At 71.0% G+C, this 26,240-nt stretch carries 23 protein-coding genes; 14 read left to right on the top strand and 9 right to left on the bottom strand.

All coding sequences use genetic code 11. The features are described 5' to 3' along the window. Positions 1 to 29 precede the first annotated feature (29 nt). The 5 genes from FDP22_RS07690 to FDP22_RS07670 all read right to left on the bottom strand — a co-directional run bounded on the left by FDP22_RS07690 (position 30) and on the right by FDP22_RS07670 (position 4,572). Positions 30 to 608: an amino acid synthesis family protein gene (locus FDP22_RS07690; RefSeq protein ID WP_138572267.1), complete on the bottom strand. Its 579-nt coding sequence runs from the start codon at positions 606 to 608 to the stop codon at positions 30 to 32. 19 nt (positions 609 to 627) lie between these two features. Beyond that, entirely contained in the window at positions 628 to 1,212 is a 585-nt protein-coding gene (locus tag FDP22_RS07685) for an amino acid synthesis family protein (RefSeq protein ID WP_138572268.1), read from the bottom strand. After that, entirely contained in the window at positions 1,205 to 2,089 is an 885-nt protein-coding gene (locus tag FDP22_RS07680) for a UPF0280 family protein (RefSeq protein ID WP_138572269.1), read from the bottom strand. The genes FDP22_RS07685 and FDP22_RS07680 overlap by 8 nt, the downstream gene beginning before the upstream one ends. Then, positions 2,086 to 3,657, bottom strand: coding sequence for a 6-hydroxynicotinate reductase (locus FDP22_RS07675; protein ID WP_239031901.1), 1,572 nt, complete (start codon positions 3,655 to 3,657; stop codon positions 2,086 to 2,088). The genes FDP22_RS07680 and FDP22_RS07675 overlap by 4 nt, the downstream gene beginning before the upstream one ends. 78 nt (positions 3,658 to 3,735) lie before the next feature. After that, a complete protein-coding gene (locus FDP22_RS07670; protein ID WP_138572271.1) occupies positions 3,736 to 4,572 on the bottom strand; it encodes a ferredoxin--NADP reductase in 837 nt (278 codons plus the stop codon). A 223-nt stretch (positions 4,573 to 4,795) separates the two neighbouring features. Between FDP22_RS07670 and FDP22_RS07665 the strand changes: the two genes are divergently transcribed. The 4 genes from FDP22_RS07665 (at position 4,796) to FDP22_RS07650 (ending at position 12,306) form a co-directional block, all read left to right on the top strand. Then, a complete protein-coding gene (locus FDP22_RS07665) occupies positions 4,796 to 5,641 on the top strand; it encodes an FAD binding domain-containing protein (RefSeq protein WP_138572272.1) in 846 nt (281 codons plus the stop codon). After that, positions 5,638 to 8,361, top strand: a complete 2,724-nt coding sequence (locus tag FDP22_RS07660) for a molybdopterin-dependent oxidoreductase (protein ID WP_138572273.1) — start codon at positions 5,638 to 5,640, stop codon at positions 8,359 to 8,361. The genes FDP22_RS07665 and FDP22_RS07660 overlap by 4 nt, the downstream gene beginning before the upstream one ends. A 112-nt stretch (positions 8,362 to 8,473) precedes the next feature. Then, positions 8,474 to 10,564: a hydantoinase/oxoprolinase family protein gene (locus tag FDP22_RS07655; protein ID WP_138572274.1), complete on the top strand. Its 2,091-nt coding sequence runs from the start codon at positions 8,474 to 8,476 to the stop codon at positions 10,562 to 10,564. Next, entirely contained in the window at positions 10,561 to 12,306 is a 1,746-nt protein-coding gene (locus tag FDP22_RS07650; RefSeq protein ID WP_138572275.1) for a hydantoinase B/oxoprolinase family protein, read from the top strand. The genes FDP22_RS07655 and FDP22_RS07650 overlap by 4 nt, the downstream gene beginning before the upstream one ends. Before the next feature lie 79 nt (positions 12,307 to 12,385). On the opposite strand, the gene FDP22_RS07645 is transcribed toward FDP22_RS07650, so the two are convergent. After that, a complete protein-coding gene (locus FDP22_RS07645; protein ID WP_138572276.1) occupies positions 12,386 to 13,327 on the bottom strand; it encodes a nucleoside hydrolase in 942 nt (313 codons plus the stop codon). A gap of 204 nt (positions 13,328 to 13,531) precedes the next feature. Between FDP22_RS07645 and FDP22_RS07640 the strand changes: the two genes are divergently transcribed. The 10 genes from FDP22_RS07640 (at position 13,532) to FDP22_RS07595 (ending at position 22,265) form a co-directional block, all read left to right on the top strand. Then, positions 13,532 to 14,506, top strand: a complete 975-nt coding sequence (locus FDP22_RS07640; protein WP_138572277.1) for an isopenicillin N synthase family dioxygenase — start codon at positions 13,532 to 13,534, stop codon at positions 14,504 to 14,506. Positions 14,507 to 14,564: 58 nt separating this feature from the next. Beyond that, positions 14,565 to 15,614, top strand: a complete 1,050-nt coding sequence (locus FDP22_RS07635; RefSeq protein ID WP_170317629.1) for an ABC transporter substrate-binding protein — start codon at positions 14,565 to 14,567, stop codon at positions 15,612 to 15,614. A gap of 114 nt (positions 15,615 to 15,728) precedes the next feature. After that, a complete protein-coding gene (locus FDP22_RS07630; protein ID WP_138572278.1) occupies positions 15,729 to 16,787 on the top strand; it encodes an ABC transporter ATP-binding protein in 1,059 nt (352 codons plus the stop codon). Beyond that, positions 16,784 to 17,626, top strand: a complete 843-nt coding sequence (locus tag FDP22_RS07625; RefSeq protein ID WP_138572279.1) for an ABC transporter permease — start codon at positions 16,784 to 16,786, stop codon at positions 17,624 to 17,626. The genes FDP22_RS07630 and FDP22_RS07625 overlap by 4 nt, the downstream gene beginning before the upstream one ends. Before the next feature lie 5 nt (positions 17,627 to 17,631). Then, positions 17,632 to 18,420 (top strand): ABC transporter permease, encoded by a 789-nt coding sequence (locus FDP22_RS07620; RefSeq protein ID WP_138572605.1) that lies wholly within the window; start codon positions 17,632 to 17,634, stop codon positions 18,418 to 18,420. 5 nt (positions 18,421 to 18,425) lie between these two features. After that, positions 18,426 to 19,112, top strand: coding sequence for a GntR family transcriptional regulator (locus FDP22_RS07615; protein ID WP_170317628.1), 687 nt, complete (start codon positions 18,426 to 18,428; stop codon positions 19,110 to 19,112). Positions 19,113 to 19,274: 162 nt separating this feature from the next. Next, a complete protein-coding gene (locus FDP22_RS07610; RefSeq protein WP_239031900.1) occupies positions 19,275 to 19,883 on the top strand; it encodes a sigma-70 family RNA polymerase sigma factor in 609 nt (202 codons plus the stop codon). Beyond that, complete coding sequence (locus FDP22_RS07605) at positions 19,880 to 20,530, top strand: ChrR family anti-sigma-E factor (RefSeq protein WP_138572281.1); 651 nt, start codon at positions 19,880 to 19,882, stop codon at positions 20,528 to 20,530. Before FDP22_RS07610 ends, FDP22_RS07605 begins: the two co-directional genes overlap by 4 nt. Positions 20,531 to 20,533: 3 nt before the next feature. Further along, the gene (locus FDP22_RS07600; RefSeq protein WP_138572282.1) at positions 20,534 to 21,307 is read left to right on the top strand and encodes an SDR family NAD(P)-dependent oxidoreductase; all 774 of its coding nucleotides are present in this window, start codon (positions 20,534 to 20,536) and stop codon (positions 21,305 to 21,307) included. A gap of 46 nt (positions 21,308 to 21,353) precedes the next feature. Beyond that, entirely contained in the window at positions 21,354 to 22,265 is a 912-nt protein-coding gene (locus FDP22_RS07595) for a hypothetical protein (RefSeq protein WP_138572283.1), read from the top strand. 31 nt (positions 22,266 to 22,296) lie between these two features. On the opposite strand, the gene FDP22_RS07590 is transcribed toward FDP22_RS07595, so the two are convergent. The 3 genes from FDP22_RS07590 to FDP22_RS07580 are packed head-to-tail and all read right to left on the bottom strand — an operon-like array spanning position 22,297 to position 25,654. After that, positions 22,297 to 23,544 carry an SAM-dependent methyltransferase gene (locus FDP22_RS07590; protein ID WP_138572284.1) on the bottom strand — a complete coding sequence of 416 codons (1,248 nt, stop codon included), beginning with the start codon at positions 23,542 to 23,544 and terminating at the stop codon, positions 22,297 to 22,299. Continuing rightward, complete coding sequence (locus tag FDP22_RS07585) at positions 23,529 to 24,329, bottom strand: DUF1365 domain-containing protein (protein ID WP_138572285.1); 801 nt, start codon at positions 24,327 to 24,329, stop codon at positions 23,529 to 23,531. Before FDP22_RS07585 ends, FDP22_RS07590 begins: the two co-directional genes overlap by 16 nt. After that, positions 24,326 to 25,654 (bottom strand): NAD(P)/FAD-dependent oxidoreductase, encoded by a 1,329-nt coding sequence (locus FDP22_RS07580; RefSeq protein ID WP_239031899.1) that lies wholly within the window; start codon positions 25,652 to 25,654, stop codon positions 24,326 to 24,328. The genes FDP22_RS07585 and FDP22_RS07580 overlap by 4 nt, the downstream gene beginning before the upstream one ends. Between the last annotated feature and the right edge of the window lie 586 nt (positions 25,655 to 26,240).

Here is a 26,240-nt window from a genome sequence, read left to right as displayed (position 1 = left end):
CTTCCGTCCCCGGGGGGCCGGGGTCGCGCCTATCTCAGTCCGTCCTCGCCGATCGCGTCTTCATGCGTGAGCCCGCCGACACGGGGCAGCGGCCGGCCGGCCGAGGCCACCGCCACGGCGACCAGGATCTCGCCCGCCCGGGGCGCGTCATTCATCCTGACCTCCATGCCGTCGAAATGCGAGCGCACATATGCGGCATCCTTGTGGCCCAGCGGCACGTCGAGCGGCGTGCCGGGCGCGCCCATCTTCTTCGAGGAGGGCACCAGCGCCGCGCCGCGCTCCACCGCCGCGCGCAGCGGCGCGCCGAGCCCGGGGTGCAGGATGGCCGCGGCGTGTTCGATCTCGCCAGCCTCGCCCACCAGGGCCGCCTTGCCGTAGCTCTGCGCCTGCGCCGGGGCGATGCCCAGCGCCGCCACGCATTTCGCGCCCAGCAGGCCGCCCAGCTCGGCGCCGATCTCCATCAGCTCCGAAAGGTCGGGCTCATAGCGCCCAGCGAAGGGGTTCTCGATCACCGCGGCCGCCACGGCGCGGCGGGTGGGAGGGCTCACCTCCTGCCCCATCTCGCGCCGGGTTTCCTCCACGAAGGTGACGATCTTGCGGATGCGCATCAGCGGAAGCCCTCCGGGGTCATCGCAGCCCGTCCTCGCCCTTCACCTCGGAGGCCTTCAGGCCGCCGACACGGGCGTGGATGCGCGGGCCGGTGGTCATCACCAGCGCGAGCAGGATCTCGTCGGCCTTCGGCCCGTCGGCGAGGCCCACCTCCATCGCGTCGAAATGCGAGCGCACGTAGGAGGCGTTGCAATGGGTCACCGGGATGTCGAGCCGGGTGCCGGGGCCGCCGAGCTTCTTCGTGGAGGGCACGATGGCGTTGGAGGCGGGCAGAAGCTCGCGCATCGAGTAGCCGCCGGGCACGTGCCACAGCGCGCCGTGCTCCAGCTCGCCGTTCGCGCCCACGATGGCGCCCTTGCCGTAGCCCTCGACCACCGAGGCATCGCCGCCCAGCGCCTCCACCAGGTCGCCGGCCATCTTCAGGCCCAGCGGTTTCAGGTCGTCCATGAAGCCGGAGATGTCCTCGACATAGCGGCCGGCGAAAGGGTTCGCGATCACGGCGAGTGCGGCGGCGCGGCGCAGCGGCACGGCGGGGGCGGGGCCGCCCTCGTGGAAGATTTCCTCGACGGTGATCGCGGTCTTGCGAATGACGGGCTCAGGCATCCGGGGCCTCCCTCGGTATCCGTTTCTGATCCTGCGGGGAAAGCACGGTTTCCCGCTCCCCCGCAAGGCTGAGATAGGCGGCGGTGAACAGGCCGCGCGCGTGCCAGGCCTCGGCCCGGGCCCTTCCGCGCGCGAGGGCGATGCGCACCCCGCGCGGCCCGATCGGCCCCACGCCGGTGGTGACCAGCCGGGTGCCGAGGTCGCTGTCGGGCGAGAGCGTGTCGGCCGGCGCGCGGTCGATGAGCGGCGACCAGGGCAGGTCGACGAAATTCGCGATCATGGTGGCCGCGGCATCCGCCTCGGCCGCCGAGGCGGCGAGCACGGTCACCGCATCGGCGATGCCGCGCGAATGCGAGCGCCCGCGCCAGCCCGAGGTGGCGATGCCGCCCACCCCGTCGCCCGGCCGCAGGGTCACCACGCCGCCGGGCGCGCCGGTCTCCGGGTTCTCGCAGATGCCGATGCGGAATTCCCCCTCCGCGAGGTGCAGCGCGATGTCGCCGCCGTTGTTCACGTAGGCGCGCGAAAGGTCGCCGCCGGCGATGAGCGCAGCCAGCACGTGGTCGGCCACCGCCCCGGCCACGGCGGCCATGGGCGTGATGAATTCCGCGGCAAAGGGCGCGGTGGCGGCCACCATGCTGCGGGCCACGGGGCCCTCGGGCGCGGGCCCGTCCGGCGCGCGCAGGCGCGGCAGTTCGGCGGCCAGGGTTTCGAGCACGGGGGCAAAGGCCGCCCGCGCGCGGGCATGGGCGCGGACCACGGCCTCCGGTGCGCCCTCGGCGCCGATCACAAGGTCGATGGGGCCGTGCTGGAGGTGCAGCCGTTGCCCGTCGGGCAGAAGTGCTGCAACCGCACCGGGAAAACGGCCAGCCACGCTCATTGCGCCGTTTTCTTCCAGGGGTAGTTGCCGGGCCGGGCCGGCCACGGGTTCCGCGCCCCCGGGGTCACGCTGCGGCGGCCCTTCAGGATATGGTCGTTCTGCCGCCCGGAGGCGCCCTTCACCGCGTCCGCCAGCGGGATGACGTAATCCATGTGCCCGCCCAGCGCGCGGTAATCCTCCGCGCGCATGGTGAACTCGATGGGTGCGACCAGTGCAGGGGTGGGCACGTAGCCGAAGGCGTTGAGCGGCATGCGGGTGACATCGGCCATCAGCGTGATGCCGCCGCCCGGCCAGACATAGACCGGCGCGCCGCCGCAGCTCACGTAGGTGAGCGCCTTCTGCACCGAGCGGGTGAGGCCCACCGGGTTTTCCGTGACGCCGGAGCGCAGCGAGCCGCCGGCGCCGGCCATGAACAGCACCGAGGTCATCGCCGGCTCGCAGTTCTCCTCGATGCGCGCGACGGAGGGCTGCAGCCGCGCAGGGATCGGCTTCTCCACCGGGGTGAGGCTGTCGTCCAGCTCGAAATAGGCGGCGTGTTCGCCGGTGGTGGAGACCATCAGGAGGGAGAGGCCGGGCCAGGCCTGCTTCGGGTTGAAGGCGCCCAGGATGTCGAGCGGGTTGGTGAGGTCGGTGCCGCCCCAGCCGGTGCCGGGCTCGGCCACCTGGAAGTAGCGCCCGGGGGTGGAGCGGCGGCCGTTGATCTTGATGCCGGTCGGCGCCCAGCCGATCACCTTGCCGGCCTGGTGCTCGGACATCACGCCGGTGATGTGGTCGTCGACCACCACCACCTCGTCCACCAGCCCCTTCCACTGCGCGGCGAACATGCCCACCGTGGCCGAGCCGCAGCCCACGCGCATGCGCTCCTCGCGCGCGCCGTTCACGATCGGGGCCGCGCCGGCCTTCACGGTGAGCTCGGCGCCGCCGTCGATGGTGAGGTCGACCGCGCCGCCGTTGCACAGCTCCAGCAGGGTGGCGCAGGTCACCCGGCCTTCCTTCTTCGAGCCGCCGGTGAGGTGGTTCACCCCGCCGAGCGAGAGCATCTGGCTGCCGTATTCGGAGGTGGTGACATGGCCGATCACCTCGCCCTCGGCGCGCACCGCGGCGCATTCCGAGCCGAGGTGCCGGTCCGTGTCGATCTTCACCTTGGCGCCGCAGTAGGAGAAGATGCCCTCGGTGACCACGGTCACCATGTCCACCCCCTCCACCTGCGAGGAGACGATGAAGGGCGCGGGCTTGTAGTCCGGGTAGGTGGTGCCGGCGCCCACGGCGGTGATAAAGCTCTCCTGCCCGGGCAGGATGTCGCCGTCCCACTCCCGCTCGAGGAAGGGCACCAGCTCGCCCGTGCCCTCGCCCGCGTCGGCGCGGTTCTCCAGAATGGTGAGCGGGTCGAGCCGCACGAGCGCGCCGCCCTCGTTCGCGTAGCGGTCGCACGCGCCGGTGCGGCCCTCGGCGATGAAACAGGTCACCGGACAGGCGTCGCAGCGGATCTTCTCGGGCTTGCCTTCGGCTGGCTTCACGGCTGGTGCTCCCTGGTCTTCAGCCCGGTGGTGCACGAGCTGACCATTCATTTGTATGCGAACATCTTTCCCGGGCGGCTGTCAACGCTTTCGTGCGGCGTTCATGACACGGCCCGCCCGGCCCCCGGCTCAGTCGACGAAGGCGCGTTCCACCACGAACTGGGCGGGCTTGTTGTTCGCGCCCTCCTCCAGCCCGTGCGACAGGCACAGCGCCTTGGTGTCGCGCAGCATGGCCATGGAGCCGCAGATCATCGCCCGGTCCTCCTCCGGCCCCATGCGCGGCAGGCCGAGGTCGTCGAACAGCTTGCCGGAGGTGATGAGGTCGGTGATGCGGCCCTGGCGGGCGAAGGGCTCCCGCGTGACGGAAGTGTAATGCCTCAGGTGGCCGCTCACGAGTTCGCCCACCAGCGGGTCCTCCATCAGGCCCTGCACCAGCTCCTCGCCGTAGCGCAGCTCGGCGACGGTGCGGCAGGAATGGGTGAGGATCACCTCGTCGAACTTCTCGTAGGTCTCCGGGTCGCGGATCAGGCTGGCGAAGGGGGCGATTCCGGTGCCGGTGGAGAACATCCACAGCCGCTTGCCGGGCAGCAGCGCGTCATTCACCAGCGTGCCGGTGGCCTTCCTGCGCATCAGCACCGTGTCGCCCGGGCGGATCTTCTGCAGGTGCTCGGTGAGCGGGCCGTCGGCCACCTTGATGGAGAAGAACTCCAGCTCCTCGTCCCAGGAGGGGGAGGCCACGGAATAGGCGCGGAACACCGGCTTCTCCGCATTCGGCAGGCCGATCATCACGAATTCGCCGGAGCGGAAGCGGAAGGTGGCGGGCCGGGCGAGGCGGAAGCGGAACAGCGAATCGGTGTAGTGCTCCACTTCGGTGACGGTGAGGGCGAAACACCCCGCCGGCACCGCGAAAGGCGCGGGGACGCCCTGCAGGATGGCGCTTTCGGCAAGGGGGGCGGCGTCTGTCATCTCGGGGCTCCGTCTGCGGCTGTCGGAAGGCGATTCGCCTGTCGATGTTCCCGAAAAACTCGTTTGTAGGCAAATGAATTTTGCATCCCGGACCAATTCTTTCGCTGCACCGCGCAAGCGCGCTTGACAGAGGGTCCGGTGCGTTTCAGCTTGTTTGTGTGCGAATGACCGGAACGGCGCACGCACCCAAGCGAGCCACAACCGAGCCAACAGGGGGCCGATCATGCTGTTTCACAGGCCTGAGACGCTGGAGAATGTCATCGGCATACTGGAGGCCGGCCCGGTGCGGCTGCTGGCCGGGGGGACCGACCTCTACCCCGGCCTGCGCGACGGGCCGCCGCCCGCGGCGCTGATCGACCTCTCGCGCGTGCCGGCCCTGCGCGGCATCACCCGGCAGGAGGGCGGCTGGCGCATCGGCGCCACCACCACATGGACGGACATCCTGCGCGCCGACCTGCCGCCGCTCTTCGACGGGCTGCGCGCCGCGGCGCGCGAGGTGGGCTCGGTGCAGATCCAGAACGCCGGCACCGTGGCGGGCAACATCTGCAACGCCTCCCCCGCCGCCGACGGCGTGCCGCCGCTGCTCACCCTCGAGGCGGAGGTGGAACTGGCGGGGCCGGCCGGGCGCCGCCGCCTGCCGCTTGCGCAGTTCATCACCGGCGTGCGCCGCACCGCCCTCGCCCCGGGCGAGCTGGTGACCGCGCTGCACATCCCCGAGGCGCCGGGCGCGCGCTCCGCCTTCCTGAAGCTCGGCGCGCGACGCTATCTGGTGATTTCCATCGCCATGGTCTCCGCGGTGGTAATTCCGGGCGAAGATGGCACCCTGCGGGAGGTGCGACTCGCCGTGGGCGCCTGTTCGGCCGTGGCCCGGCGCCTGCCGGGGCTGGAAGCCGCCCTCACCGGCCGGCAGCCCGGCGCGCCGCTCGACGACATCCTCGGCGCGGCCGATCTCTCGGCGCTCACCCCGCTCGACGACGTGCGCGGCAGCGCTGCCTACCGGCTTGACGCCGTTCGCGAAATCCTTGGCCGCGTGCTCGCGGCCGCCCTGCCCGGGGAGACCCACGCATGAGCCTCGATCAGGTGGCCGACGGCCTCGCCGTTTCCTTCGACCTCAACGGCACGCGGGTGACCCTCGCCGCGCCCCCCGCCGAGCGCCTGTCCGAGGCGCTGCGCGAACGCGCCGGGGCGCGCGACGTGAAGGTGGGCTGCAACGCGGGCGATTGCGGCGCCTGCACGGTGCTGGTGGACGGGCTGCCGGTGTGTTCCTGCACCACCGCGGTGGCGCAGGTGGAGGGCCGCCGGGTGGAAACCCAGGCCGGCCTCGCGCAGTCGGACCCGGACGGCCAGGCCCTCGTCGCCGCCTTCCAGCGCCATCAGGCCGCGCAATGCGGCATCTGCACGCCGGGCATGATGGTCTCCGCCGTCGCCCTGCTGCGCGAGGTGGCGGACCCCTCGGAGCAGCAGGTGCAGGACGCGCTCGGCGGCGTGCTCTGCCGCTGCACCGGCTACCGCAAGATCATCGACGCGGTGCGCGACGCGAAGGGCTCCGCCACCGTGGCGCCCGGCGGCGTGGGCACCGCGATGGCCCGGGTGGACGGCCTGCCCAAGGTCACCGGCGCGGAAGCCTTCGGCGACGATGTCGCCCCCGCCGGCGCCCTCACCCTGCGGGTGATCCGCAGCCCGCACCACCGCGCCGCCTTCACCTTCGGCGACCTGGAGGCCTGGCGGGCGGAGACCGGGCTGGACCTGGTGCTCACCGCCGCCGACGTGCCGGGCGTGAACCTCTTCGGCGTCATCCCCGGCTTCGAGGACCAGCCGGTGATGGCCGAGGGCGAGGCCCGGTTCCGCGGCGAGGCCGTGGCCGCGGTGGTCGGCACGCCGGAGCGGCTGGCGGGGCTGGACCTCGCGGAGTTCCCGGTCACCTGGACCCCCCTGCCCCATGCCCTCACCCCCGAGGAGGGGCTGACCGCCGCGCTGCTGCACGAGGCGCGCGCCGGCAACATCATGTGCCGCGGCCTGGTGCAGCGCGGCGACGCGGAGGCGGCGCTGGCCGGCGCCGCGCATGTGGTGGAGGGCGATTTCTCCACCGGATTCATCGAGCACGGCTACATCGAGCCCGAGGCCGGTTTCGCCGAGCGGGTGGGAGACCGGATCGAGGTGCATTGCTGCACCCAGGCGCCCTACATGAACCGCGACGCGGTGGCCAAGGTGATGGGCCTCGCGCCCGAGGGCGTGCGCATCGTGCCCACGGCGGTGGGCGGCGGCTTCGGCTCGAAGCTCGACCTCACCACCCAGCCCTTCCTCGCCCTCGCGGCCTGGAAGCTGGGCCGGCCGGTGCGCATGGCCTTCACCCGGGCCGAATCAATCTCCTCCAGCACCAAGCGCCACCCCTCGCAGGTGACCATGCGGCTGGGGGTGGACGCGGAAGGTCGGCTGGCCGGCGCCGATTTCTTCGGCACCTTCAACACCGGCGCTTATGCGAGCTGGGGGCCCACGGTGGCGAACCGCGTGCCCATCCACGCCTCCGGCCCCTACCGGATCGCGGATTACCGCGCCCGCTCGGTGGCCGTGCACACCAACTGCACCCCCGCCGGTGCCTTCCGCGGCTTCGGCGTGCCGCAATCGGCCGTGGCGCAGGAGCAGCTGCTGGACATGGCCGCCGAGGCCCTCGGCCTCGACAAGCTGGAGATCCGCCGCCGCAACGCGCTGGTGAACGGCGATGCCACCGTGACCGGCCAGGTGTTCGAGACCGGCATGGGCATCCTGGACTGTCTCGACGCGCTGAAGCCGCACTGGGACCGGGCGCTGGCCGAGGCGGCGGCCTTCAACGCCGAGGCCACCGGCCCCGTCCGCCGCGGCGTGGGCGTGGCGAGCGGCTGGTACGGCTGCGGCAACACCTCCATGTCCAACCCCTCCACCATCCGCGCCGGCATCACCGCGGACGGGCGCATCCTGCTGCACCAGGGCGCGGTGGATATCGGCCAGGGCTCCAACACCGTGATCAGCCAGATCTTCGCCACCGCCCTGGGCGTGCCGGTGGAGCGCATAGAGCGGGTGAGCGCGGACACCGACCTCACCCCCGATGCCGGCAAGACCTCCGCCAGCCGGCAGACCTTCATCACCGGCAACGCGGCGCGGCTGTGCGGCGAGGCGCTGCGCGCGCAGATCCTGCGGCTGGGGAATGTCTCCGGGGCGGCGGTGATCGACATCGCCCCCGGCGCCATCCGCCTCACCGACGGCGGGGCCGAGCGCGTGGTGCCGCTCAGCGGCGAGGGCTATGCGCTGGAGGCGACCGAGAGCTACGACCCGCCGACGAAGCCGATGGACGCGAACGGCCAGGGCGACCCCTACGCGGTGTTCGGCACCACCGCGCAGATGGCCGAGCTGGAGGTGGACACCGCGCTGGGCACGGTGAACCTGCTGAAGATCACCGCCGCGCATGACGTGGGCCGGGCCATCAACCCGCTGCTCGTCGAGGGCCAGGTGGAGGGCGGCGTGGCGCAGGGCATCGGCCTCGCGCTGATGGAGGAGTTCCTGCCCGGGCGCACCGAGAACCTGCATGACTACCTCATGCCCACCATCGGCGACGTGCCGCCCGTGGACACGCTGATCATCGAGAGCGGCGACATGCATGGCCCCTACGGCGCAAAGGGCCTGGGCGAGCATTGCCTCATCCCCACCGCGCCGGCGATTCTCAACGCCATCGCCGATGCCTCCGGCGCGCGGATCCACCACCTGCCGGCCACGCCCGCCACGGTGCGCGCGGCCATCCTCGCCACCCGCGCCTGACCCTTCGGCGCCGCCCGGAGCCGCTTTTCCCCACCCCGGGAAAGAAAGTTCTGGACGGCGCCAAATTCGTTTGCCTACAAACGATCAGACAGACCCAGCAAGAGAGCCCCCGATGCCCGGATCCGCGCCCCTCACCGCCGCCACCGCGCCCATTGGCAGCCAGTCACAGGTGGCCGGCATCGACGTGGGCGGCACCTTCACCGACCTGGTGCTGTTCGACGCGGATGCGCGCACGGTGCGCCTCGCCAAGGTGCCCACCACGCTCGACAACCAGGCCGGCGGCGTGCTGAACGCCCTCGATGCGGCGGAGGCGGACATCGCCGCGCTCGACCTCATCGTGCACGGCACCACCACCACCACCAACGCGGTGCTGGAGCGCGCGCTGTGCCGCACCGGGCTGATCACCACCGCGGGCTTCCGCGACGTGCTGGAGCTGGGCCGCCGCACCCGGCCGAACGCCTATGGCATGAAGGGCGAGTTCCGCCCCATCATCCCGCGCGACCTGCGCCTGGAAGTGCCCGAGCGCATGGGCGCCGCCGGCAACACCCTCACGCCCCTGGACGAGGACGCCCTGCGCGCCGCCGTCACCGCGCTGAAGGAAGATGGCTGCGAATCGCTCGTCATCCATTTCCTGCACGCCTATGCGAACCCCGCGCATGAGCTGCGCGCCGCCGAGGTTGCCGCCGGGATCTGGCCGAACGGCAACATCACCATGGGCCATGCCCTGCTCTCGGAAAGCCGGGAGTACGAGCGCGGGGTGACGGCGGCGGTGAACGCCTCCGTCCAGCCGCTGCTGCGCCGCTACGTGGAGCGCCTGGCCGACACGCTGGCCGGCCGGGGCTACCGGCATGACGTGCTGGTGATGAACGGCAACGGCGGCATGGTCTCCGCCCGCCACGTGGCCGAGGAGGCGGCGAAGACGGTGATGTCCGGCCCCGCCTCCGGCGTGATGGCCGCCGCCTACACCGGCCGGCGCGCCGGCATCCCGGACCTGCTCACCTATGACATGGGCGGCACCTCGACCGACGTGGCGCTGATCCGCGGCGCGGAACCGGCGGTCTCCAACGAGATCGAGATCGAATACGCCATGCCGATCCACGTGCCCATGGTCGACGTGCGCACGGTGGGCGCGGGCGGCGGCTCCATCGCGCGGGTGAACGCGGCCGGCCTGCTGCAGGTGGGCCCGGAGAGCGCCGGCGCCACCCCGGGCCCGATCTGCTACGGGCGCGGCGGCACGCGCCCCACGATCTCGGACGCGAACCTGCTGCTCGGCCGGCTGAACCCGGCCAAGCTCAACCAGGTGCCCGGCGGCATCGGGGTCTCCGACATCGCGGAGATCTTCGAGCGCGAGCTCGGCCGCCCGCTGGGGCTGGACGCCACCGGCGCCGCCGCCGCCGTGCTGCAGGTGGCGAACGCGAAGATGGCCGGCGCGGTGCGCATGGTCTCGGTCTCGCTGGGCGAGGACCCGCGCGACTTCGCGCTCTTCGCCTTCGGCGGCGCGGGGCCTCTGCACGCCACCGCCATCGCGCGCGAACTTGGCGTGCCGCGCGTGCTCGCCCCCTCCCGCCCCGGCATCACCAATGCGCTCGGCTGCGTGGTGGCCGACCTGCGGCATGATTTCGTGAACACCGTGAACCGCCCGCTCGACCTGGCCGACATGGAGGCCGTGCATGCCCTGTTCGACACCCAGAGCGCGGAGGGCCGCAGGCTGATCGGCAAGGAGGCGGTGAAGATCGACGAGATCCGCGAGATCCGCACCGTGGACATGCAGTTCATCGGCCAGACCCATGTGCTGCGCGTGGCGGTCGACACCCCGCGCCCCACGCGCGAGGAGCTGCAGGCCCGTTTCGAGGCGGCCTATTTCGCCCGCTTCCGCGTGAAGTTGCCGGAGATCCGCGCCACGCTGGTGAACGTGAACACCTCCGTCATCGGCCGCCGCCCGGAGATCGACCTCTCCACCCTCATCGACCCAGCGGGCCGCAAGGCCACCCTGGCGGAGGCCGAGACCGGCCGCCGCCAGGTCTGGTTCGACGGCTGGCACGACACCCCGATCTACTGGCGCGACCACCTGCCGGCGACCGCCACCCTCACCGGCCCCGCGATCATCGAGCAGATGGACACCACCATCATCATCGAGCCCGGCGACACCGCGGCGCAGGACGCCGATGGCAACATCATCATCACCCTGGGAGAGACGGCATGAGCATCGACCCGATCACCCTCTCGGTCATCCAGGCCGGGCTGCAGCAGGTCTGCGACGAGATGGACCTGAGCTTCTCGCGCGCCGCCTTCTCCCCGGTCATCGCCGAGGCGAACGACCGTTCGGACGGCATCTACTCCGCCGTGGACGGCGCGTTGATCTCGCAGGGCGCGCAGGGCCTGCCGGTGTTCGTGGGCACGATGCAGTATTCCACCCGCACGCTGATCGAAATGATCGCCGCCGGCACCGTGGCGGCGCCGAAACCCGGCGACATCTACATCGTGAACGACCCCTATCTCGGCGGCACCCACCTGATGGATGTGCGCTTCGCCATGCCCTATTACCGCGACGGCGAGATCTTCTGCTGGCTGTCGAACACCGGCCACTGGCCCGATACCGGCGGCGCGGTGCCCGGCGGCTTCTCCGCCTCCGCCACCTCGGTGGAGCAGGAGGGCCTGCGCCTGCCCCCCGTGCGCCTGTTCAAGGAGGGCGTGCTCGACACCGAGATCTACGCCATCATCTGCTCCAACATCCGCGTCTCCGAGCAGCGCATCGGCGATGTGAAGGCCCAGGCCGCGGCGCTGCTGGTCGGCGAGGAGCGCCTGAACCGGATGCTCGACCGCTACGGCGACGCCACAGTGGCCGAGGCGATCGGCGAGCTGCGCATCCGCGCCGCCGGGCAGATGCGCGCCAATCTCGCGCTGATCCCGAAGGGCACCTACCGCTCGGTGGCCTTCGTGGACAGTGACGGCGTGGTGAACGAGCCGCTGGAGATCCGCCTTGCCGTCACCGCGCATGGCGACCGGCTGACCTTCGACTTCGCCGGCTCCTCCGCGCCCTGCATGGGCCCGATGAACTCGGTGCTGGCGACCACGCTCTCCTCCGTCTACCTCGCCATGCGCCACATCTTCCCCGATGTGCCGATTTCCGCCGGCGCCTTCGAGCCGCTGGAGGTGATCCGCCCCGTGGGCACCTTCCTCGACGCGCAATACCCCCGCCCGGTCTCCGGCTGCGCGGCGGAAGTCTCGCAGCGCATCGCCGAGGCGGTGTTCGCGGCCCTGGTCGAGGCGCTGCCGGACCGGGTGACCGCCTCGCCCGCCGGCTCCTCCGGCAACTTCGCCCTCGGCGGATCGGACCCGGAACGCGGCCGCGGCTTCGTGATGTACCAGCTCTCGGGAGGCGGCTATGGCGGCAATTCCGACCATGACGGGCTGACCAACGGCTGTTCGACCATCGGCATCTCCAAGGCGCCGCCGGTGGAGATCATGGAGCAGCAGTTCCCGGTGCTCTACCACCGCTACGCCCTGCGCGAGGGCTCCGGCGGCGCGGGCAGGCATCGCGGCGGCTTCGGGCTGGACTACGAGATCGAGCTGCTGCGCGGCGAGGCGCGCGCCAGCTTCGTGATGGACCACGGCCGCTTCGGCCCGCAGGGCGCGCTCGGCGGGGCCGACGGCGCGCCCAACACCGTCACCGTGTGGCAGGACGGCGTGGCCTCGGTGCCCGAGCACCTCTCCAAGGCGCAGGACATTCCGCTGATGCCCGGCGACCGGGTGCGCGTCGGTACGCCGGGCGGCGGCGGCTACGGCAACCCTGCCGAGCGCGCGCCCGAAGCGGTGGCCGAGGATGTGCGCCTCGGCCGCTACACCCCCGCCCAGGCCCGCGGCCTGTTCAGTGTGGCAGTCGACGCCGCCGGCACGGTGGATGAAGCCGCCACCGCGGCCCTGCGCGCAGCCGTGCCGGCCTGACCCCCGGCGCCCCGGGCCCGGTCCGGGGCCTCTGCCGCCCCGGCCGGGAGCGCCGGGGCATCGTTCGGAACACCGCGGCTCAGGGCAGGGTGGCGATGAGCTTCAGCATCCGGGCGTAGACCTCGCCGGGGTCCGTGCAGCCGGCGAGCCAGAGGCAATTGTCCGGCCGGCCGGTCTGGCGCAGCCAGTCGACCACGGTCATGCCCGTGGTAAGCTCGCCCGCGCATTCCACGTCCACCGGGCAGAGCTTGCCGGTGAACAGTTCCGGCCAGAGCAGGGCGGCCACGGCCACCGCGTCATGCAGCGGGCGGCTTTTGGTGCCGTGCTTGGCGTTTCCGTAGATCTCGAAGAAGCGCATCATGCCGCCGCAGGCCCGGCCGGTGGTGGTGCCGAGCGCCTCCAGCGGCGCGGACCAGCCCACCGGCGCGGGCGTGGCATGGGTGCAGTCCAGCGGCACGGCGGTGATCGGCACGCCGGAGCCGAGCACGATGCGCGCCGCCTCCGGGTCCACCATGATGTTGTATTCCGCCGCCGGGCTCATGTTCCCGCCGGCGAAATAGCCGCCGCCCATGAACACGATGCGCCCCAGCTTCGGCACGATCTCCGGCGCCCGGCGCAGGGCCATGGCCACGTTGGTCTGCGGGGCGAGGGCGATCAGCGTCACCTCGCCGTCGGCCCGGCCGAGCAGGGTCTCGATGATGAAATCCACCGCATGGCCCGGCTCCGGTCCGCGAGCCGCCTCCGGCCAGTCCCAGCCGTCGATGCCGGTGTCGCCGTGGATCTCGGGCACCGGGCGGGCCGGGCGCAGGATCGGCGCCGGGCAGCCGCGCCAGACCGGCACATGGCCGTGGCCGGCGCATTCGAGGATGCGGCGGGCGTTGTCCGCCGTCTGGGCCAGCGGCACGTTGCCGGAAACGGTGGTGAGCCCCAGCACCTCCAGCTCCGGCGCGGCCAGCGCCAGCAGGATGGCGAAGGCGTCGTCCTGCCCGGGGTCGGTGTCGATGATGATCGGCGTGGTCATGCTGGCTGTCGCTCCCCTGCGGCCATCCCTGCGGCGGCCTGATTCCTGTTCATCAATCAGGCATCAGCAAAATTCTGCACACCAGATAGACATCACATCCCGGGTGCGAAGATTTTTTCTGCCACCTCACGGGCACCTACTACCCAATCCCGGATGGTTGTGCAAATATTGTATACTGTATTGAGCACTCAGCAGGAGGATACCATGCGAGGCGCGTTCACAAACATCCCGGTCGTCGACGTGTCGGCGCTGGCGCCCGGCGCGGCGCCCGAGGCCCGCGCGGAGACAGTCGACACCCTGCGCGACGCGCTGGAGCGCGTGGGGTTCGCCTACCTGGCCGGCCACGGCATCCCCCGCGCGGCGGTGGAGAACCTGCGCGAGCTGTCGCGCCGGTTCCACGCCCTGCCGGACGCGGAGAAGATGGCGCTGAAGATGAACGATTTTCATCGCGGCTACATGCCCTTTTCCACCTCCACCATCGTGACCTCCACGGTCGACAAGGTGACCCGGCCGAACCAGAGCGAATCGCTCATGGTGATGCACGAGGTGCCCGAGGACGCGCCCTACGCGGGCGAGCCGCTGCACGGCCCGAACCAGTTCCCCGAGGACATGCCGGAGCTGCGCGACGCGGCGCTGGACTACATGGAGCGGCTCTCCGCCCTGGGCGAGATGCTCTCCGGCGGGCTGGCCGAGGCGCTGGGCCTGCCGAAGGACTGGTTCCTGCCCTATTTCGACACGCCCACCCTGTTCCTGCGCCTGCTGCACTACCCGGAGCAGAAGGACGAGGAGAACCTGTTCGGCTCCGCCCCCCACACCGACTACGGCTTCGTGACCATCCTGGCGCAGGACGAGGTCGGCGGGCTCGAGGTGCGCAACAAGGACGGCGAGTGGATCCCCGCGCCGCCAATCCCCGACACGTTCGTGATGAACGTGGGCGACATCCTGGCGCGCTGGTCGAACGGGCGCTTCGTGTCCACCCCGCACCGGGTGCGCAACCTCTCCAAGCGCGACCGCTACTCGCAGCCCTTCTTCTACGACCCCTCGATGGAGGCCACCGTGGCCTGCCCGGAAGAGTTCATCGCCAGGGGCGAGACCGCCTATTCCAAGCCGGTGCGCTATGGCGACTACCTGCTGGAGCGGCTGAACAAGAACTACGACTACCGCAAGAAAGCATCCTGAAGACCGATTAGCCAACAGGGAGGCGGCACGCCGCCCCGACAGTGAGAAGGAAGCATTGATGGTCCCGACGATGAACCGCAGGAACATGCTGCATGCGCTGGCCGCCCTCATGGGGGCAGGCATGCTGAAGGTTCCTTCCGTGGCCGCGGCCGCGCAGGAGCTGGTGATCACCACCTACGGCGGCAGCTGGGAGAAATTCTGGCGCGACAGCATGATCCCCGCCTTCACCGAGGCGAGCGGCGAGGCGGTGCGGCTGGATATCGGCCTGGGGCGCACCTACACCACCAACCTGCGCGCCGCGGGCAAGGAGAACCCGCCCTACGGCGTGCTGATGACCAACGAGATCTACTCCACCGTGCTGCGCAAGGAGGGCTTCTTCGAGAAGCTCGACCTGGAGAAGGTGCCGAACTACGCCGACCTCTACCCCATCGCCACCCGCGCCGCGGACGGCTGGGCGGCCGTGGGCCTTATCTCGCCCATCGGCATCGGCTACCGCACCGACATGGTGGAGACCCCGCCGACGAAGTGGACCGACCTCTGGGACAACCCGGAGTTCAAGGGCCGGATCGGCCTCTACAACATCGTGAACTCGGCCGGGAAGATGTTCCTGATGCTGACCTCGAAGATCTACGGATCGGGCATCACCGACCTCGACACCGGCTTTGCCAGGCTCGCCGAGCTGGGCCAGGTGGTGCAGACCGATTTCAACATGTCCACCGCGATGGCCACGGGGGAGATCGTCGTCGCACCCTTCGACTTCGGCGAGATCGCCCGCCTGCGCAACCAGGGCCTGCCGGTGGACTGCATCATCCCCGAGGAGGGGCTGATGATGTGGGACCAGACCTTCAACATCTGCGTGAACCAGCCCACCCGCGATGCGGCCTACAAGTATCTCGACTTCGTGCTCTCCCCCGCCGGCCAGACCCTGCTGATGGAGGAGTTCCTCGTCTCCCCCGTGAACCGCAAGGTGGAGGTGCCCGAGAGCCTCGCGCGCGACGTGCCGGTGAGCGGGGCTGCCATGGAGCAGTTCATCGACTGGGACTGGGACCTCATGAACGCGAACGCGGAAGAGATCGCCCGGCGCTGGAACGAGACCTTCGGCGCCTGACGCCCCTGCCCCCGGGCGCCGCGCGGGCTTGCGCGCGGCGCCCATTCCTGCTTTTCCCCAGGCCGCCCGCCGCCCCCGGCCCGGCCCAGGCATTCCGCGCGCCCCAGGACCCACATGACCGAAGTCTCCATCCTCTCCCTCGTCAAACGCTACGGCACCGCGCTCGCCGTGAACGATGTCACGCTGAAGGTGAACCACGGCGAGTTCGTCTCGCTGCTCGGGCCCTCGGGCTGCGGCAAGTCCACCACGCTCAAATGCATCGCCGGCTTCGAGACCGTGAGCGACGGGCGCATCCTGTTCGACGGCCACGACATCTCCAACCGCGAGCCGGAGGACCGGGACATCGGCATGGTGTTCCAGAGCTACGCGCTGTTCCCCCACATGACGGTGGCGGGAAACCTCGCCTTCGGGCTGGAGATGCGCCGGGTTGCGCGCGACGAGATCACCCGCCGGGTGGCGGACGTGATGGAGCTGGTCCAGCTCTCGCACTACGCCGGCCGCTATCCGCGCGAGCTCTCCGGCGGCCAGCAGCAGCGCGTGGCCCTTGCCCGCGCCCTGGTGATCGAGCCCGCGATCCTGCTGCTCGACGAGCCGCTGGCAAACCTCGACGCCAAGCTGCGCGACGAGATGCGCACCTTCATCCGCGACCTGCAGAAGCGCGTCGGCATCACCACGCTCTACGTCACCCATGACCAGGGCGAGGCGATGACCATGTCCGACCGGGTGGTGGTGATGTTCGACGGCCGCATCGCCCAGGCCGCGGCGCCGGAGGATGTCTATGACCGCCCCGCCTCCGAGGCGGTGGCGCGCTTCGTGGGCAACGCCAACATCCTCACCGGCACGGTGGAGGCCGCGGGCGAGGGCCGGGTGAGCCTGCGCTTCGGCTCCGAGGGCACGCTGGTCTCCCTCCCCGGCGCCGCGGCTCCGGGCAGCCGGCTGCGCGTGATGGCCCGCCCCGAGCAGGTGCGCCTCACCGCGCCGGGCGCGGAGGCGGATGCCTCCGGCACCGTGGTCTCACATTACTTCAACGGCGGGTTCATCGACTACCGGGTGCGCGTGGGCGCGGACGAGATCATGGTCCACGCCCCGACCGCCCACCGCTTCGCCGACGGCGCCGCCGTGGGCCTCGCCTTCGACCCCGCCCGGCTCTGGCCGCTGGAGGGGGCGGCATGAACGGCCTCTTCCGGCGCCATTTCCTCATCCTGCCGGCGGCGGCGCTGATCTTCCTCTTCGTGATGCTGCCCTACGTGAACGTGCTGGTGATGAGCCTGCGCGCGCCTTCTGACTCCACGCCCTATGGCGAGGGGTTCTCGCTGGGCGGCTATCTCAAGCTGTTCTCCGACGCCTATTACTTCGAGGCGCTGGGGCAGACGCTGTGGCTGGGCCTGCTCACCGCCTTCGTGTGCTTCCTGCTGGGGTTGCCGATCGCGCTGCACATCTCGCAGGCCTCGCGGCGCTGGCGCGGGCTGCTCTACGGCATCGTGCTCTCGCCCCTGCTGGTGGGGATCGTGGTGCGCTCCTACGGCTGGACGATCCTGCTGGGCAATTCCGGGGTCATCAACTCCACCCTGCGCAATCTCGGCCTCATCGACCGGCCCCTGCCGCTGATGTACAATTCCTTCGGCATCGTGGTGGCGCTGGCGCATGTGTTCCTGCCCTTCATGGTGCTGCCCATCCTGGGCGCGCTGCAGGGGCTGGACCCGGCGGTGGGCGCGGCGGCCCGCTCGCTCGGCGCCCGGCGCTTCACCGTGTTCCGGCGCATCACCCTGCCGCTGGCGATGCCGGGCATCCAGTCCGGCGCCATCCTCGTCTTCGTGCTGGCGGTGAGCTCCTACGTCACGCCGGCGCTGGTGGGCGGCATGCGGGTGAAGACCATGACGGTGATGGTCGTCGACGCGCTGATCGACCAGTTCCAATGGCCCTTCGGCTCGGCGCTCGCCCTCTCGCTCGCAGTCTCGGCGGGGGTGGTCGTGCTCATCTTCGCCCGCCTCACCCGGATGAAATGGAAGTGAAACCGATGCGCCTCGCCTCCGCCCTTCTCGGCCTCTGCCGCGGCCTGATCTACGTCTTCCTGCTGGCCCCCATCGTGGTGGTGGTGCTGGCCTCGCTCAACTCCGGGAATTTCCTCACCTTCCCGCCGCAGGGCCTGTCGCTGCGCTGGTTCTTCACCTTCCTGGACAACGAGGTGTTCCTGAACGCCATCGGCTTCTCGGTGCTGCTCGGGCTCGCGGCCACCGCCGCCTCGCTGGTGATCGGCACCATGGCGGCGCTCTACTACGTGCGCCACGCCAAGCGCCGGGCCGAGGCGGTGCGCATCACCATCCTGCTGCCGCTGATCCTGCCGGAGATCCTCACCGCCATCGCCCTGCTGTTCTTCTTCTACGAGATCGGGCTGGGCACGGACTATTACGTGGCGCTGTTCGTGGGGCACGTGCTCATCACCCTGCCCTTCGTGTTCCTGAACGTGGTCACCTCGCTGCAGGGCATGGACGAGATGTGCGAGCTGGCCGCCCGCTCGCTGGGCGCGAAGCGCTGGACGGCGTTCCGCCGCATCACCCTGCCGCTGGCCAAGCCCGGGATGATCAACGGCGCGCTCTTTGCCTTCATCATCTCCTTTGATACCTTCGGCATCTCCTTCATGCTGAAGGGCACCGGCTCGGCGCCGCTGCCGATCCAGCTGTTCGACTACCTGAGGTTCAATTTCACCCCCGAGGCCGCGGCCGTCTCCACCGTCAGCATCGTGCTCACCCTCGCCGCGGTGATCGTGGCGGACCGTTTCTTCGGCCTGAAGGTCCAGAGGTTCTGATTTCCGTGTTCACCGACGATCCTGCCACCGGCGCCGGCCCGATCGACCGCCAGCCCATCGGCTTCGACGTGGCCGGCCGGCTGGAGCGCGAGATCATCCGCGGCGATCTCGCGCCCGGCGCCAAGCTGGTGGAGACCGAGCTTTCCGCGCGCTACGGCGTCTCGCGCTCACCGCTGCGCGAGGCGCTGCAGATCGTGGAGGCGAGCGGGCTCGTCACCCGCCGGCCGCGCTACGGGGTGCGGGTGGCGGAGCTTTCGGTGGCCAATCTCGACGACATCTCCATCTGCCGGGTGAGCCTGGAGGCCACGGCCGCCGGCCTGCTGGCCAGCGCGCCCGACCACCGCGCCATCGCCGGCGCGCTGGACCTGCATGTCGAGCACATGCGCACCGCCTTCGCCGCGGGCGATTTTCCCGGCTGCTTCGAGGCGAATGTCCGCCTGACGGACCATATCCACGCCGCCCTGCCGAACCCGGTGCTGCAGAAGCTCCTCGGCCAGCTCAACAAGCCCGCCCTGCGCTACCGCTACTGGGCCTACCTGCGCGCGCCCGAGACCGTGCGCATGCTCATCGGCTCCAACGAGCAGATGACCGACGCCATCCGCTCCGGTGACGGGAGCCGCGCCGAAACCGTGACCTCCGGCCTCGTCTACGACGCCTGGCGCCAGGTGCGCGCCGCCCTGCTGGAGGCCTGATCCCGGCAGGCCCCGGCCCGCCGCGGCTGGCGCCGCGGGCTTTTTTGCGCTCTTGTGGGGCGGCTGGTGATCCGTCGCCGCCCCGGTCGCGTACTCACGCAGACGAAGCGGGAGCAGCGCATGCAATCGGCCAGACGCATTGATCAACCACCGGGATATGCCGTGTCCGACCTCCAGAGCGAACAGGAACTGGCGCGCCTCGCCCGGGAGGCGGACGCCGCCCGCATGCGGGCCGAGCACCGGGTGCTTCTGGAGCGCGTCGCGCGGCATCGCGACCGCGCGGCCTTCGCGCTGCTCTTCGCCCATTTCGGGCCGCGGATAAAGGCGCTGATGGTCCGCGCCGGGGCCGACCACGCCCAGGCGGACGACCTCGCCCAGGACGTGATGCTGACCGTCTGGCGCAAGGTGGACCTCTACCACCCCGAGCGCGGCTCGGTTCAGGGCTGGGTCTACACCATCGCGCGGAATGCCCGCATCGACCGGCTGCGCCGCGGCTCCGCCCGGGCCTACGAGGACGTGGAGGCGCTGGACCTCGCCTCCGACGCGCCGGACGGCGAGGAGGGCGTGCTCTCCTCGGAGATTTGCGAGCATGTGGGCGCGGCCATCGCCACGCTTCCCGAGGAGCAGAGGACCATCATCGAGTACGCCTATGCGCAGGACCTGTCACAGACCCAGATCGCCCGAAAGCTCAAGCTGCCGCTCGGCACCGTCAAATCCCGCATGCGCCTTGCCTATGTCAGGCTCCGCGACAGGCTGGAGGAGCTGAGATGACCCCGCACCACCATCTCGATGAGGCCACCGTGCTGCGCTATGCGAGCGGGGACCTGGACGAGGCCTTTTCCGTCGTCGTGGCCTGCCATGTCGCGATGTGCCCTGCCTGCCGCCGGGCCGTGCGCCTGGCCGAGGAAGTGGGCGGCGCCCTGCTGGAGGAGGCGGAGGAAGCCGCCCTCGCCCCGCAGGCGCTGGAGCGGGTGCTGGCCCGGCTGGACGCGCCGCCCCCCCTCCCCCTTGCCCGGCCGGAGCGGGAGGAGGGCGACGTGCCCCTGCCGCTGCGCCGCTACATCGGGCCCCGGCTGGACGCCGTGCCGTGGAAGACCGTGGCGCCGGGCATCCGCCGCCACCGCATCCGCACCGCGGGCGGGACGCCCTCGCCGCTCTACATGCTGCACATCGGCCCGGGCAAGGCGGTGCCGGAGCACGGCCACGGCGGCGCGGAGATGACGCTGATCCTCTCGGGCGCCTACCAGGACGCGCTGGGGCGCTTCGGGCCGGGAGACATCGCCGACCTCGACGAGCACATCGAGCATCAGCCCCGGGTGGAGGGCGGCGCGCCCTGCATCTGCCTCGTCTCCACCGAGCGCCCGACGCGCTTCAAGGGCTTCTTCAGCCGCCTGCTGCAGCCGCTCGTGGGGATCTGAGCCATGGAGGAGACCAGCTGGGGCACGGTCTGGATCACCGGCGCAAGCTCGGGCATCGGCGCGGCGCTGGCCGGGCTGATGGCCGGGCGGAGCGACCGGCTGGCGATCTCCGCGCGCTCCGGCGCGGCCCTGGGCGAGATCGCGGCAGCCGCCCCGGGCATGCTCGCCTGCCCGCTCGATGTCACCGACCGGGGCGCGGTCGCGGCCTGCGTCGCGGCGCTGGAGGCGGACGGGCCCATCGACCTCGCCGTGCTGAACGCCGGCACCTGGGCGCTGATGGAGAGCGCCGATCTCGATGCCAGCGCCCTGCGCCGCGGCATGGAGGTGAACTACCTCGGCGTGGTGAACGCGCTGGAGGCCCTGCTGCCGCACATGCTGGCGCGCGGGGCGGGGCACATCGCCATCACCGCCTCGGTGGCGGGCTATCGCGGCCTGCCGAAATCGGTGGCGTACGGCCCCACCAAGGCCGCGCTGATCAACCTGGCCGAGACGCTGCGCTGCGAGCTGGCCCCGCGCGGCATCACCGTGACGGTGATCTGCCCCGGCTTCGTGGACACGCCGATGACGCGGGACAACCCCTTCCCCATGCCCTCCATCGTGAGCGCGCAGGACGCGGCACGGGAGATCCTGCGCGGGCTGGAGCGCAAGGCCTGGAAGATCGCCTTCCCGCGCGGCTTCGCCCGGGTGATGGCCCTGCTGCGCGTGATGCCCGACGCGCTCTACTTCCACGCCATCCGCCGCTTCGTGATGAAAGGTGAGATCAAACCTTCAAAATAGTAAACCCCCGGGTTAACCTGAAACTGAATCAGGACCGGAGGAAACAGTGAAACGCAGTCTTCCAGCATTATTGTTGCCTGTTATTCTGATTGGATGCGGGCCGTTTGATAACCCGAAGAATGCTTATGAACGGCGCGCGAACCGCACGTACCTGATGAATTCTTCCGGGCCGAAACTGAACGCCACCAAGTATGGCAACAGCATCGACGAGCTTCGGAAATACGGGCCGCAGTACACCCCGGGAACCACTCCGCCTCCCCTGAAGGCCGATCAGCTTCTGCCCACCAGAGCCGCGATCTTTGCTCAGGTGGACGCCGACTGCGACGCCTACATCGACGCCATCTTCTGGGCGAACCGGAGCAAGGACGGCCTGGGCGAGGCCATCGGCCTGGCCGGCGCGGCAACCACGACGGTCCTCTCCGTGACCGGCGCGGCGGCGACGGCCATCGCGGTCACGGCCACGGCCTTCGGCCTGGGTGCCGGCATCACCGACAGCTACTACAATACGTTCCTCTACCAGCTGGAGCCGAGTGGCGTGGTGGGCATCATTGAAAAGGCGCGGCTGGCGTATATCACGTCGGTCTACCAGACCAACCCCACCAGCGAAGGCATGCTGCTGGCGCAGGTGCAGGGCTACATCCGCCAGTGCACCCCACCGAAGATCGAGGCGCTGGTGAACGCGGCGATCAAGGAGGGCAGGGTCGTGCCCCGGCCGACGGAGAAGCCCGACAAGCCGCTCAGCAAGGCGGAGCGGGATCGTCTCACCGAATTGATGGCGAAAGACAACCGGACTACCCTCGAAGACAACGAGATGGCGAACCTGTTCAGGCGTCTGATCACCGCCGGCGTGATGACGGATGCCGAGGAGAAGGCGGCGGGCGCCGGCGGACTACCCGCCTCGCCCTCCACAGGCAGCGTCGTTCCCATGACAATGATCGCCCCCGCCGCGGGCCTGTGACCGGCGCGCGGGGCGGGGGGCTTCCGCCGTGTCAGGCTGCGGACTTGCGCAGCCGGTAGAGGCCGACGTCGATCAGCCCGTCCTGGAAACCCGCCTCGCAATAGGCGAGGTAGTAGCGCCAGCGGCGGCGGAAGCCGTCGTCGAAGCCCAGTTCGGCGATGCGCGGCCAGGCCTCCTCGAAGCGGTGGCGCCAGTCCGCCAGCGTGCGGGCGTAGGAGGCGCCGAAGCATTCCACGTGGTCGAGGGTGAGGCCCGCACGCGCGCCCTGCTCGCGGATGATGCGCGGCGTGGGCAGCATGCCGCCGGGGAAGACGTGGCGCTGGATGAAATCGGCGGAGCGGCGGTAGCGCTCGAAATGCGCCTCGTCGATGGTGATCGCCTGGATGACGGCCGAGCCGCCCTGGCGCAGGCGCTCGCCGAGCACGCGGAAATACTGCGGCCAGTAGGCCTCGCCCACCGCCTCGATCATCTCGATGGACACGATGCGGTCATACTGCCCGCCGGTGTCGCGGTAATCCTCCAGCCGGAAGTCGCAGCGCGCGGCGAGGCCCGCGGCCGCGGCCTTCTCGCGCGCGAAGGCGAGCTGCTCGTGCGACAGGGTGAGGCCGGTGACGCGCGTCTCGCCCGCCGCCGCGGTCATGCAGGCCAGCGCGCCCCAGCCGGAGCCGATCTCCAGCACATCGGCCGCCCGGTCCTCCGGCAGGTCGAGCAGGGCGACGATGCGGCCCAGCTTCTCGCGCTGCGCCTCCTCCAGCGTGGTGCCGGCATCGGGGTAGATGGCGGAGGAATAGACCATCTCGCCGTCCAGCCAGGCGCGGAAGAAGGCATTGCCCAGGTCGTAATGCTCGGTGATGTTGCGCCGGCTGCCGGCGCGCGAGTTGCGGCGCAGCCGGTGCGCCAGCCGGTCCAGGGCGCGCACCCGGAACAGGCGCCGCCCGGAGCGGGCCAGCTCCTCGCGGTTGCGCAGGAAGAAGCGGAACAGCGCGGGCAGGTCGGAGCAGTCGATGTCGCGGTCGATGTAGGATTCCGCGAAGCCGATGGCCCCGGAACGCAGCGCCGCGCGCAGCACGCGCAGGTTGCGCAACTTCAGCACCGGTTCCTGCGGGTCGCCCCCGCGGCCGAAGCGCAGGCGGGTGCCGCCGGGCAGTTCCACGACCACGGCGCCCTGCGGCTCCCAGTCCAGCAGCCGGCGGGCCGCGCGCAGGATCAGCGCTTCGAGGGGGGACGGCCTGCGGCTGGCGCCGGCGGGCCCGCTGCGGGGCGTCAGTTCCGTGAGCATGCGTCGGTCTCCTGCACTGCCGGGGCGGGCGCGTGGCTCACCGCCGCCTTCGGTCCCCGGGGCCGGGGTCTGGGCCGCAGGCCCTTGAGCCAGAGCCGCAGCGCCTCCCAATGGATGCCGGTCATCACCTTTGCGGTCAACCATCCCGTGCGCAGCGTCGCCCCCAGCAGGGCCCGGTCGCTCAGCGTCCGGCCCCGGGCGGCGAAATGCGCCTTGAGCAGCGCCCCGCCGGAATCGCGCAGCGCCACGCCGAGGGCCAGCGCCGCGCCCGGCGTGTCCAGGTTGAAGCTGTAGCGCCCGGACACATCGTTGAAGGGCGAGACGTAGAGCGCCTTCTCGCAGCCCTGATGCACGTGGCCATGCGCGTCCGGCGTGGCGGGCAGCACGTAGGTGCGGCGCTGGCCGAAGGTGTTGTTCACCTCGTAGATCATCAGGCGGATGCGGCCGCCCGCGTCATAGCCATAGTAGACGGTGATCGGGTTGAACACATAGCCCAGCACGCGCGGGTAGCACAGCATCGCGAAGCGCACCACCTGCCGGCCCTCCGGGCTTTCCTGCGCCAGGCGCCGCAACCAGCCCGCCAGCGGCGTGCCGTCGCCGTGATCGGCGTCGCGGATCTCGAACAGGTTGCGCCGGTTGTGCGACAGCAGGCGGTGGCGGCGGCCGAGCCCGGGCAGCGCCTCCACGTCGAGCAGCAGCGCGAACACCCGGTAGCGCAGCGCATGGGTGACCGGGCGCAGCCGGACATGGCTCACATGGCCCTCGTAGAGGCGGTCCGGGCTCATACGGCGGTGTCCATCCGCGCCGCGGGGGCGAGGGTGATGCGCCCGGAGGGGTTGGCCACCTGCCACGGCCGGCGCAGGCCGCCGAGCTGTTCGGCCACCGCCAGCCCGCTCTGCAGCCCGTCCTCGTGGAAGCCGTGGCCGGCGTAGCTGCCGCAGAACCAGGTGCGGCGCGTGCCCTGCAGGGCCCAGATCTGCCGCTGCGCCGCCAGGGCGGCCGCGTCGAACACCGGGTGGCGGTAGGTGAAGCGCGCGTCCACCGCCTTGGGGTGGATCTCCTCCCAGGGGTTGAGGGTCACGAAATGCCCCACCGGGCTGTCCAGCCCCTGCAGCCGGTTCATCCAGTAGGTGACGCAGAGCCCCTCCTGCCCGCCCGGGCCGCCGGCCATGTAGTTCCAGGCCGACCACAGCCGCCGGCGCCGCGGCATCCAGCGGGCGTCGCGGTGCAGGACGGCCGTGTTGTCCTGATAGGAGAAGGCGCCCAGCACCGCGCCTTCGCGGGCATCCGGCGCGTCGACCAGGCGCAGCGCCTGGTCCGCGTGGGTGGCGATCACCGCGTGGTCGAAGGGCCGCTCGGTGCCGCGCCCGTCGGTCACCTGCACGAAGCCGGGGTGGCGCACCACCCGGCGCACCGCGTTCGCCGGCTGCAGTTCGATGCCGGCCCCGCCCAGCAGGCGGCGCACGTATGCGCGGCTGCCCCCGGAGACGGAGCGCCAGGCCGGGCGGTTGCGGAAGCGCAGCAGCCCGTGGTTGCCGTAGAAGTCGATGAAGCTGCGGGCCGGGAACGCGAGCATCTCCGAGGCCGCGGTGGACCAGATGGCCGCGCCCATCGGCAGGATGTGGCGCTTCACGAAGCTCTCGCCGTAGCGCTCCCGCGTGAGGAAGGTGCCCAGCGGCACATCGTCCCCGTACCCGTCGATCCGGCTGGCGGCGGTGCGGAAGAAGCGGTTCACGTCGCTCAGAAGCCGCCAGTGCGCGGTGCTGAACAGGTTGCGGCGCTGGCCGAAGAACCCGCCGGCGCCGGAGCCCGCGTACTCGTAGCGCCCCCCGGAGGCGGAGAAGGCGAAGCTCATCTGCGTCTGCCGGCTCTCCACGCCCAGCAGGGCGAACAGCGCGGTGAGGTTGGGGTAGTTCTGTTCGTTGAACACGATGAAGCCGGTGTCCACCGGAACCGGCCCCTCCGGCGTTTCCACGTCCACGGTATTGGCGTGGCCGCCGAAGCGCCCTTCGGTCTCGTACAGGGTCACCTGATGCCGCCGGGCCAGCAGCCAGGCCGCCGAGAGGCCGGAGATTCCGGAGCCGATGACCGCGATCTTGAGAGGATTCATTCTGCGCTCCGAAAGGGTTGCCATGATGAGGCTACGCGGCGGCGCGCCGTTCGGATCACGCCCGGCCCGGATTTTCGACGCGCCGCCCGCGCCCCATGTCCCACCCGCGCCGGCCCGGGGCCGCGCCCTCCGTAAGGCGAGGCGGACGTGCCGCCGGCCGGGGGCGTCTTCCCCCGGGTCACGGGTGGTGCTTCCGGGGGGGGGGCCACCACGGCCACGCGGTCTCGCTTGCCCGGTTCCCGGGGCACCGCGGTTCCGGACCCCGTGCCCGGGCTCCCGATCCGGCCCTGCCCGTCCGGCCCGGCCCGTCCCGAATCTCCTGCATCGCCGCCGCAGTCCCGCGCCCCCTGCACCGCCGCCACAGTCCCGTCATTCCCGCCCCGGATGTACTGTCACTCCCGCCCCGCGCGTTGCCGTCCCGCCACTCCCGCCCGTGCCGTTCCATTCCGCCACTCCTGCACCGCTCCTCTCCGCCCCACTCCTCCCACACCGCCGCTCTCGGTCCCGCCATGGCTGTCCGCTCGAAACTGTCGGGTCACGACTGTCCGGGCCCGGCTCCGGGCTGAGCCGCGCACATGCCGAAGCC

The organism is Paroceanicella profunda (assembly GCF_005887635.2).
GTDB classification, from domain to species: domain Bacteria; phylum Pseudomonadota; class Alphaproteobacteria; order Rhodobacterales; family Rhodobacteraceae; genus Paroceanicella; species Paroceanicella profunda.
Note: the sequence above shows the minus strand (reverse complement) of the source record. Positions and strands in the feature narration are given on the sequence as shown.

What these genes read in the sequence shown, in the direction of transcription:
- FDP22_RS07690 (WP_138572267.1), bottom strand. Translation starts at nt 608, where the DNA reads ATGCGCATCCGCAAGATCGTCACCTTCGTGGAGGAAACCCGGCGCGAG.
- FDP22_RS07685 (WP_138572268.1), bottom strand. Translation starts at nt 1,212, where the DNA reads ATGCCTGAGCCCGTCATTCGCAAGACCGCGATCACCGTCGAGGAAATC.
- FDP22_RS07680 (WP_138572269.1), bottom strand. Translation starts at nt 2,089, where the DNA reads ATGAGCGTGGCTGGCCGTTTTCCCGGTGCGGTTGCAGCACTTCTGCCC.
- FDP22_RS07675 (WP_239031901.1), bottom strand. Translation starts at nt 3,657, where the DNA reads ATGAATGGTCAGCTCGTGCACCACCGGGCTGAAGACCAGGGAGCACCA.
- FDP22_RS07670 (WP_138572271.1), bottom strand. Translation starts at nt 4,572, where the DNA reads ATGACAGACGCCGCCCCCCTTGCCGAAAGCGCCATCCTGCAGGGCGTC.
- FDP22_RS07665 (WP_138572272.1), top strand. Translation starts at nt 4,796, where the DNA reads ATGCTGTTTCACAGGCCTGAGACGCTGGAGAATGTCATCGGCATACTG.
- FDP22_RS07660 (WP_138572273.1), top strand. Translation starts at nt 5,638, where the DNA reads ATGAGCCTCGATCAGGTGGCCGACGGCCTCGCCGTTTCCTTCGACCTC.
- FDP22_RS07655 (WP_138572274.1), top strand. Translation starts at nt 8,474, where the DNA reads ATGCCCGGATCCGCGCCCCTCACCGCCGCCACCGCGCCCATTGGCAGC.
- FDP22_RS07650 (WP_138572275.1), top strand. Translation starts at nt 10,561, where the DNA reads ATGAGCATCGACCCGATCACCCTCTCGGTCATCCAGGCCGGGCTGCAG.
- FDP22_RS07645 (WP_138572276.1), bottom strand. Translation starts at nt 13,327, where the DNA reads ATGACCACGCCGATCATCATCGACACCGACCCCGGGCAGGACGACGCC.
- FDP22_RS07640 (WP_138572277.1), top strand. Translation starts at nt 13,532, where the DNA reads ATGCGAGGCGCGTTCACAAACATCCCGGTCGTCGACGTGTCGGCGCTG.
- FDP22_RS07635 (WP_170317629.1), top strand. Translation starts at nt 14,565, where the DNA reads ATGGTCCCGACGATGAACCGCAGGAACATGCTGCATGCGCTGGCCGCC.
- FDP22_RS07630 (WP_138572278.1), top strand. Translation starts at nt 15,729, where the DNA reads ATGACCGAAGTCTCCATCCTCTCCCTCGTCAAACGCTACGGCACCGCG.
- FDP22_RS07625 (WP_138572279.1), top strand. Translation starts at nt 16,784, where the DNA reads ATGAACGGCCTCTTCCGGCGCCATTTCCTCATCCTGCCGGCGGCGGCG.
- FDP22_RS07620 (WP_138572605.1), top strand. Translation starts at nt 17,632, where the DNA reads ATGCGCCTCGCCTCCGCCCTTCTCGGCCTCTGCCGCGGCCTGATCTAC.
- FDP22_RS07605 (WP_138572281.1), top strand. Translation starts at nt 19,880, where the DNA reads ATGACCCCGCACCACCATCTCGATGAGGCCACCGTGCTGCGCTATGCG.
- FDP22_RS07600 (WP_138572282.1), top strand. Translation starts at nt 20,534, where the DNA reads ATGGAGGAGACCAGCTGGGGCACGGTCTGGATCACCGGCGCAAGCTCG.
- FDP22_RS07590 (WP_138572284.1), bottom strand. Translation starts at nt 23,544, where the DNA reads ATGCTCACGGAACTGACGCCCCGCAGCGGGCCCGCCGGCGCCAGCCGC.
- FDP22_RS07585 (WP_138572285.1), bottom strand. Translation starts at nt 24,329, where the DNA reads ATGAGCCCGGACCGCCTCTACGAGGGCCATGTGAGCCATGTCCGGCTG.
- FDP22_RS07580 (WP_239031899.1), bottom strand. Translation starts at nt 25,654, where the DNA reads ATGAATCCTCTCAAGATCGCGGTCATCGGCTCCGGAATCTCCGGCCTC.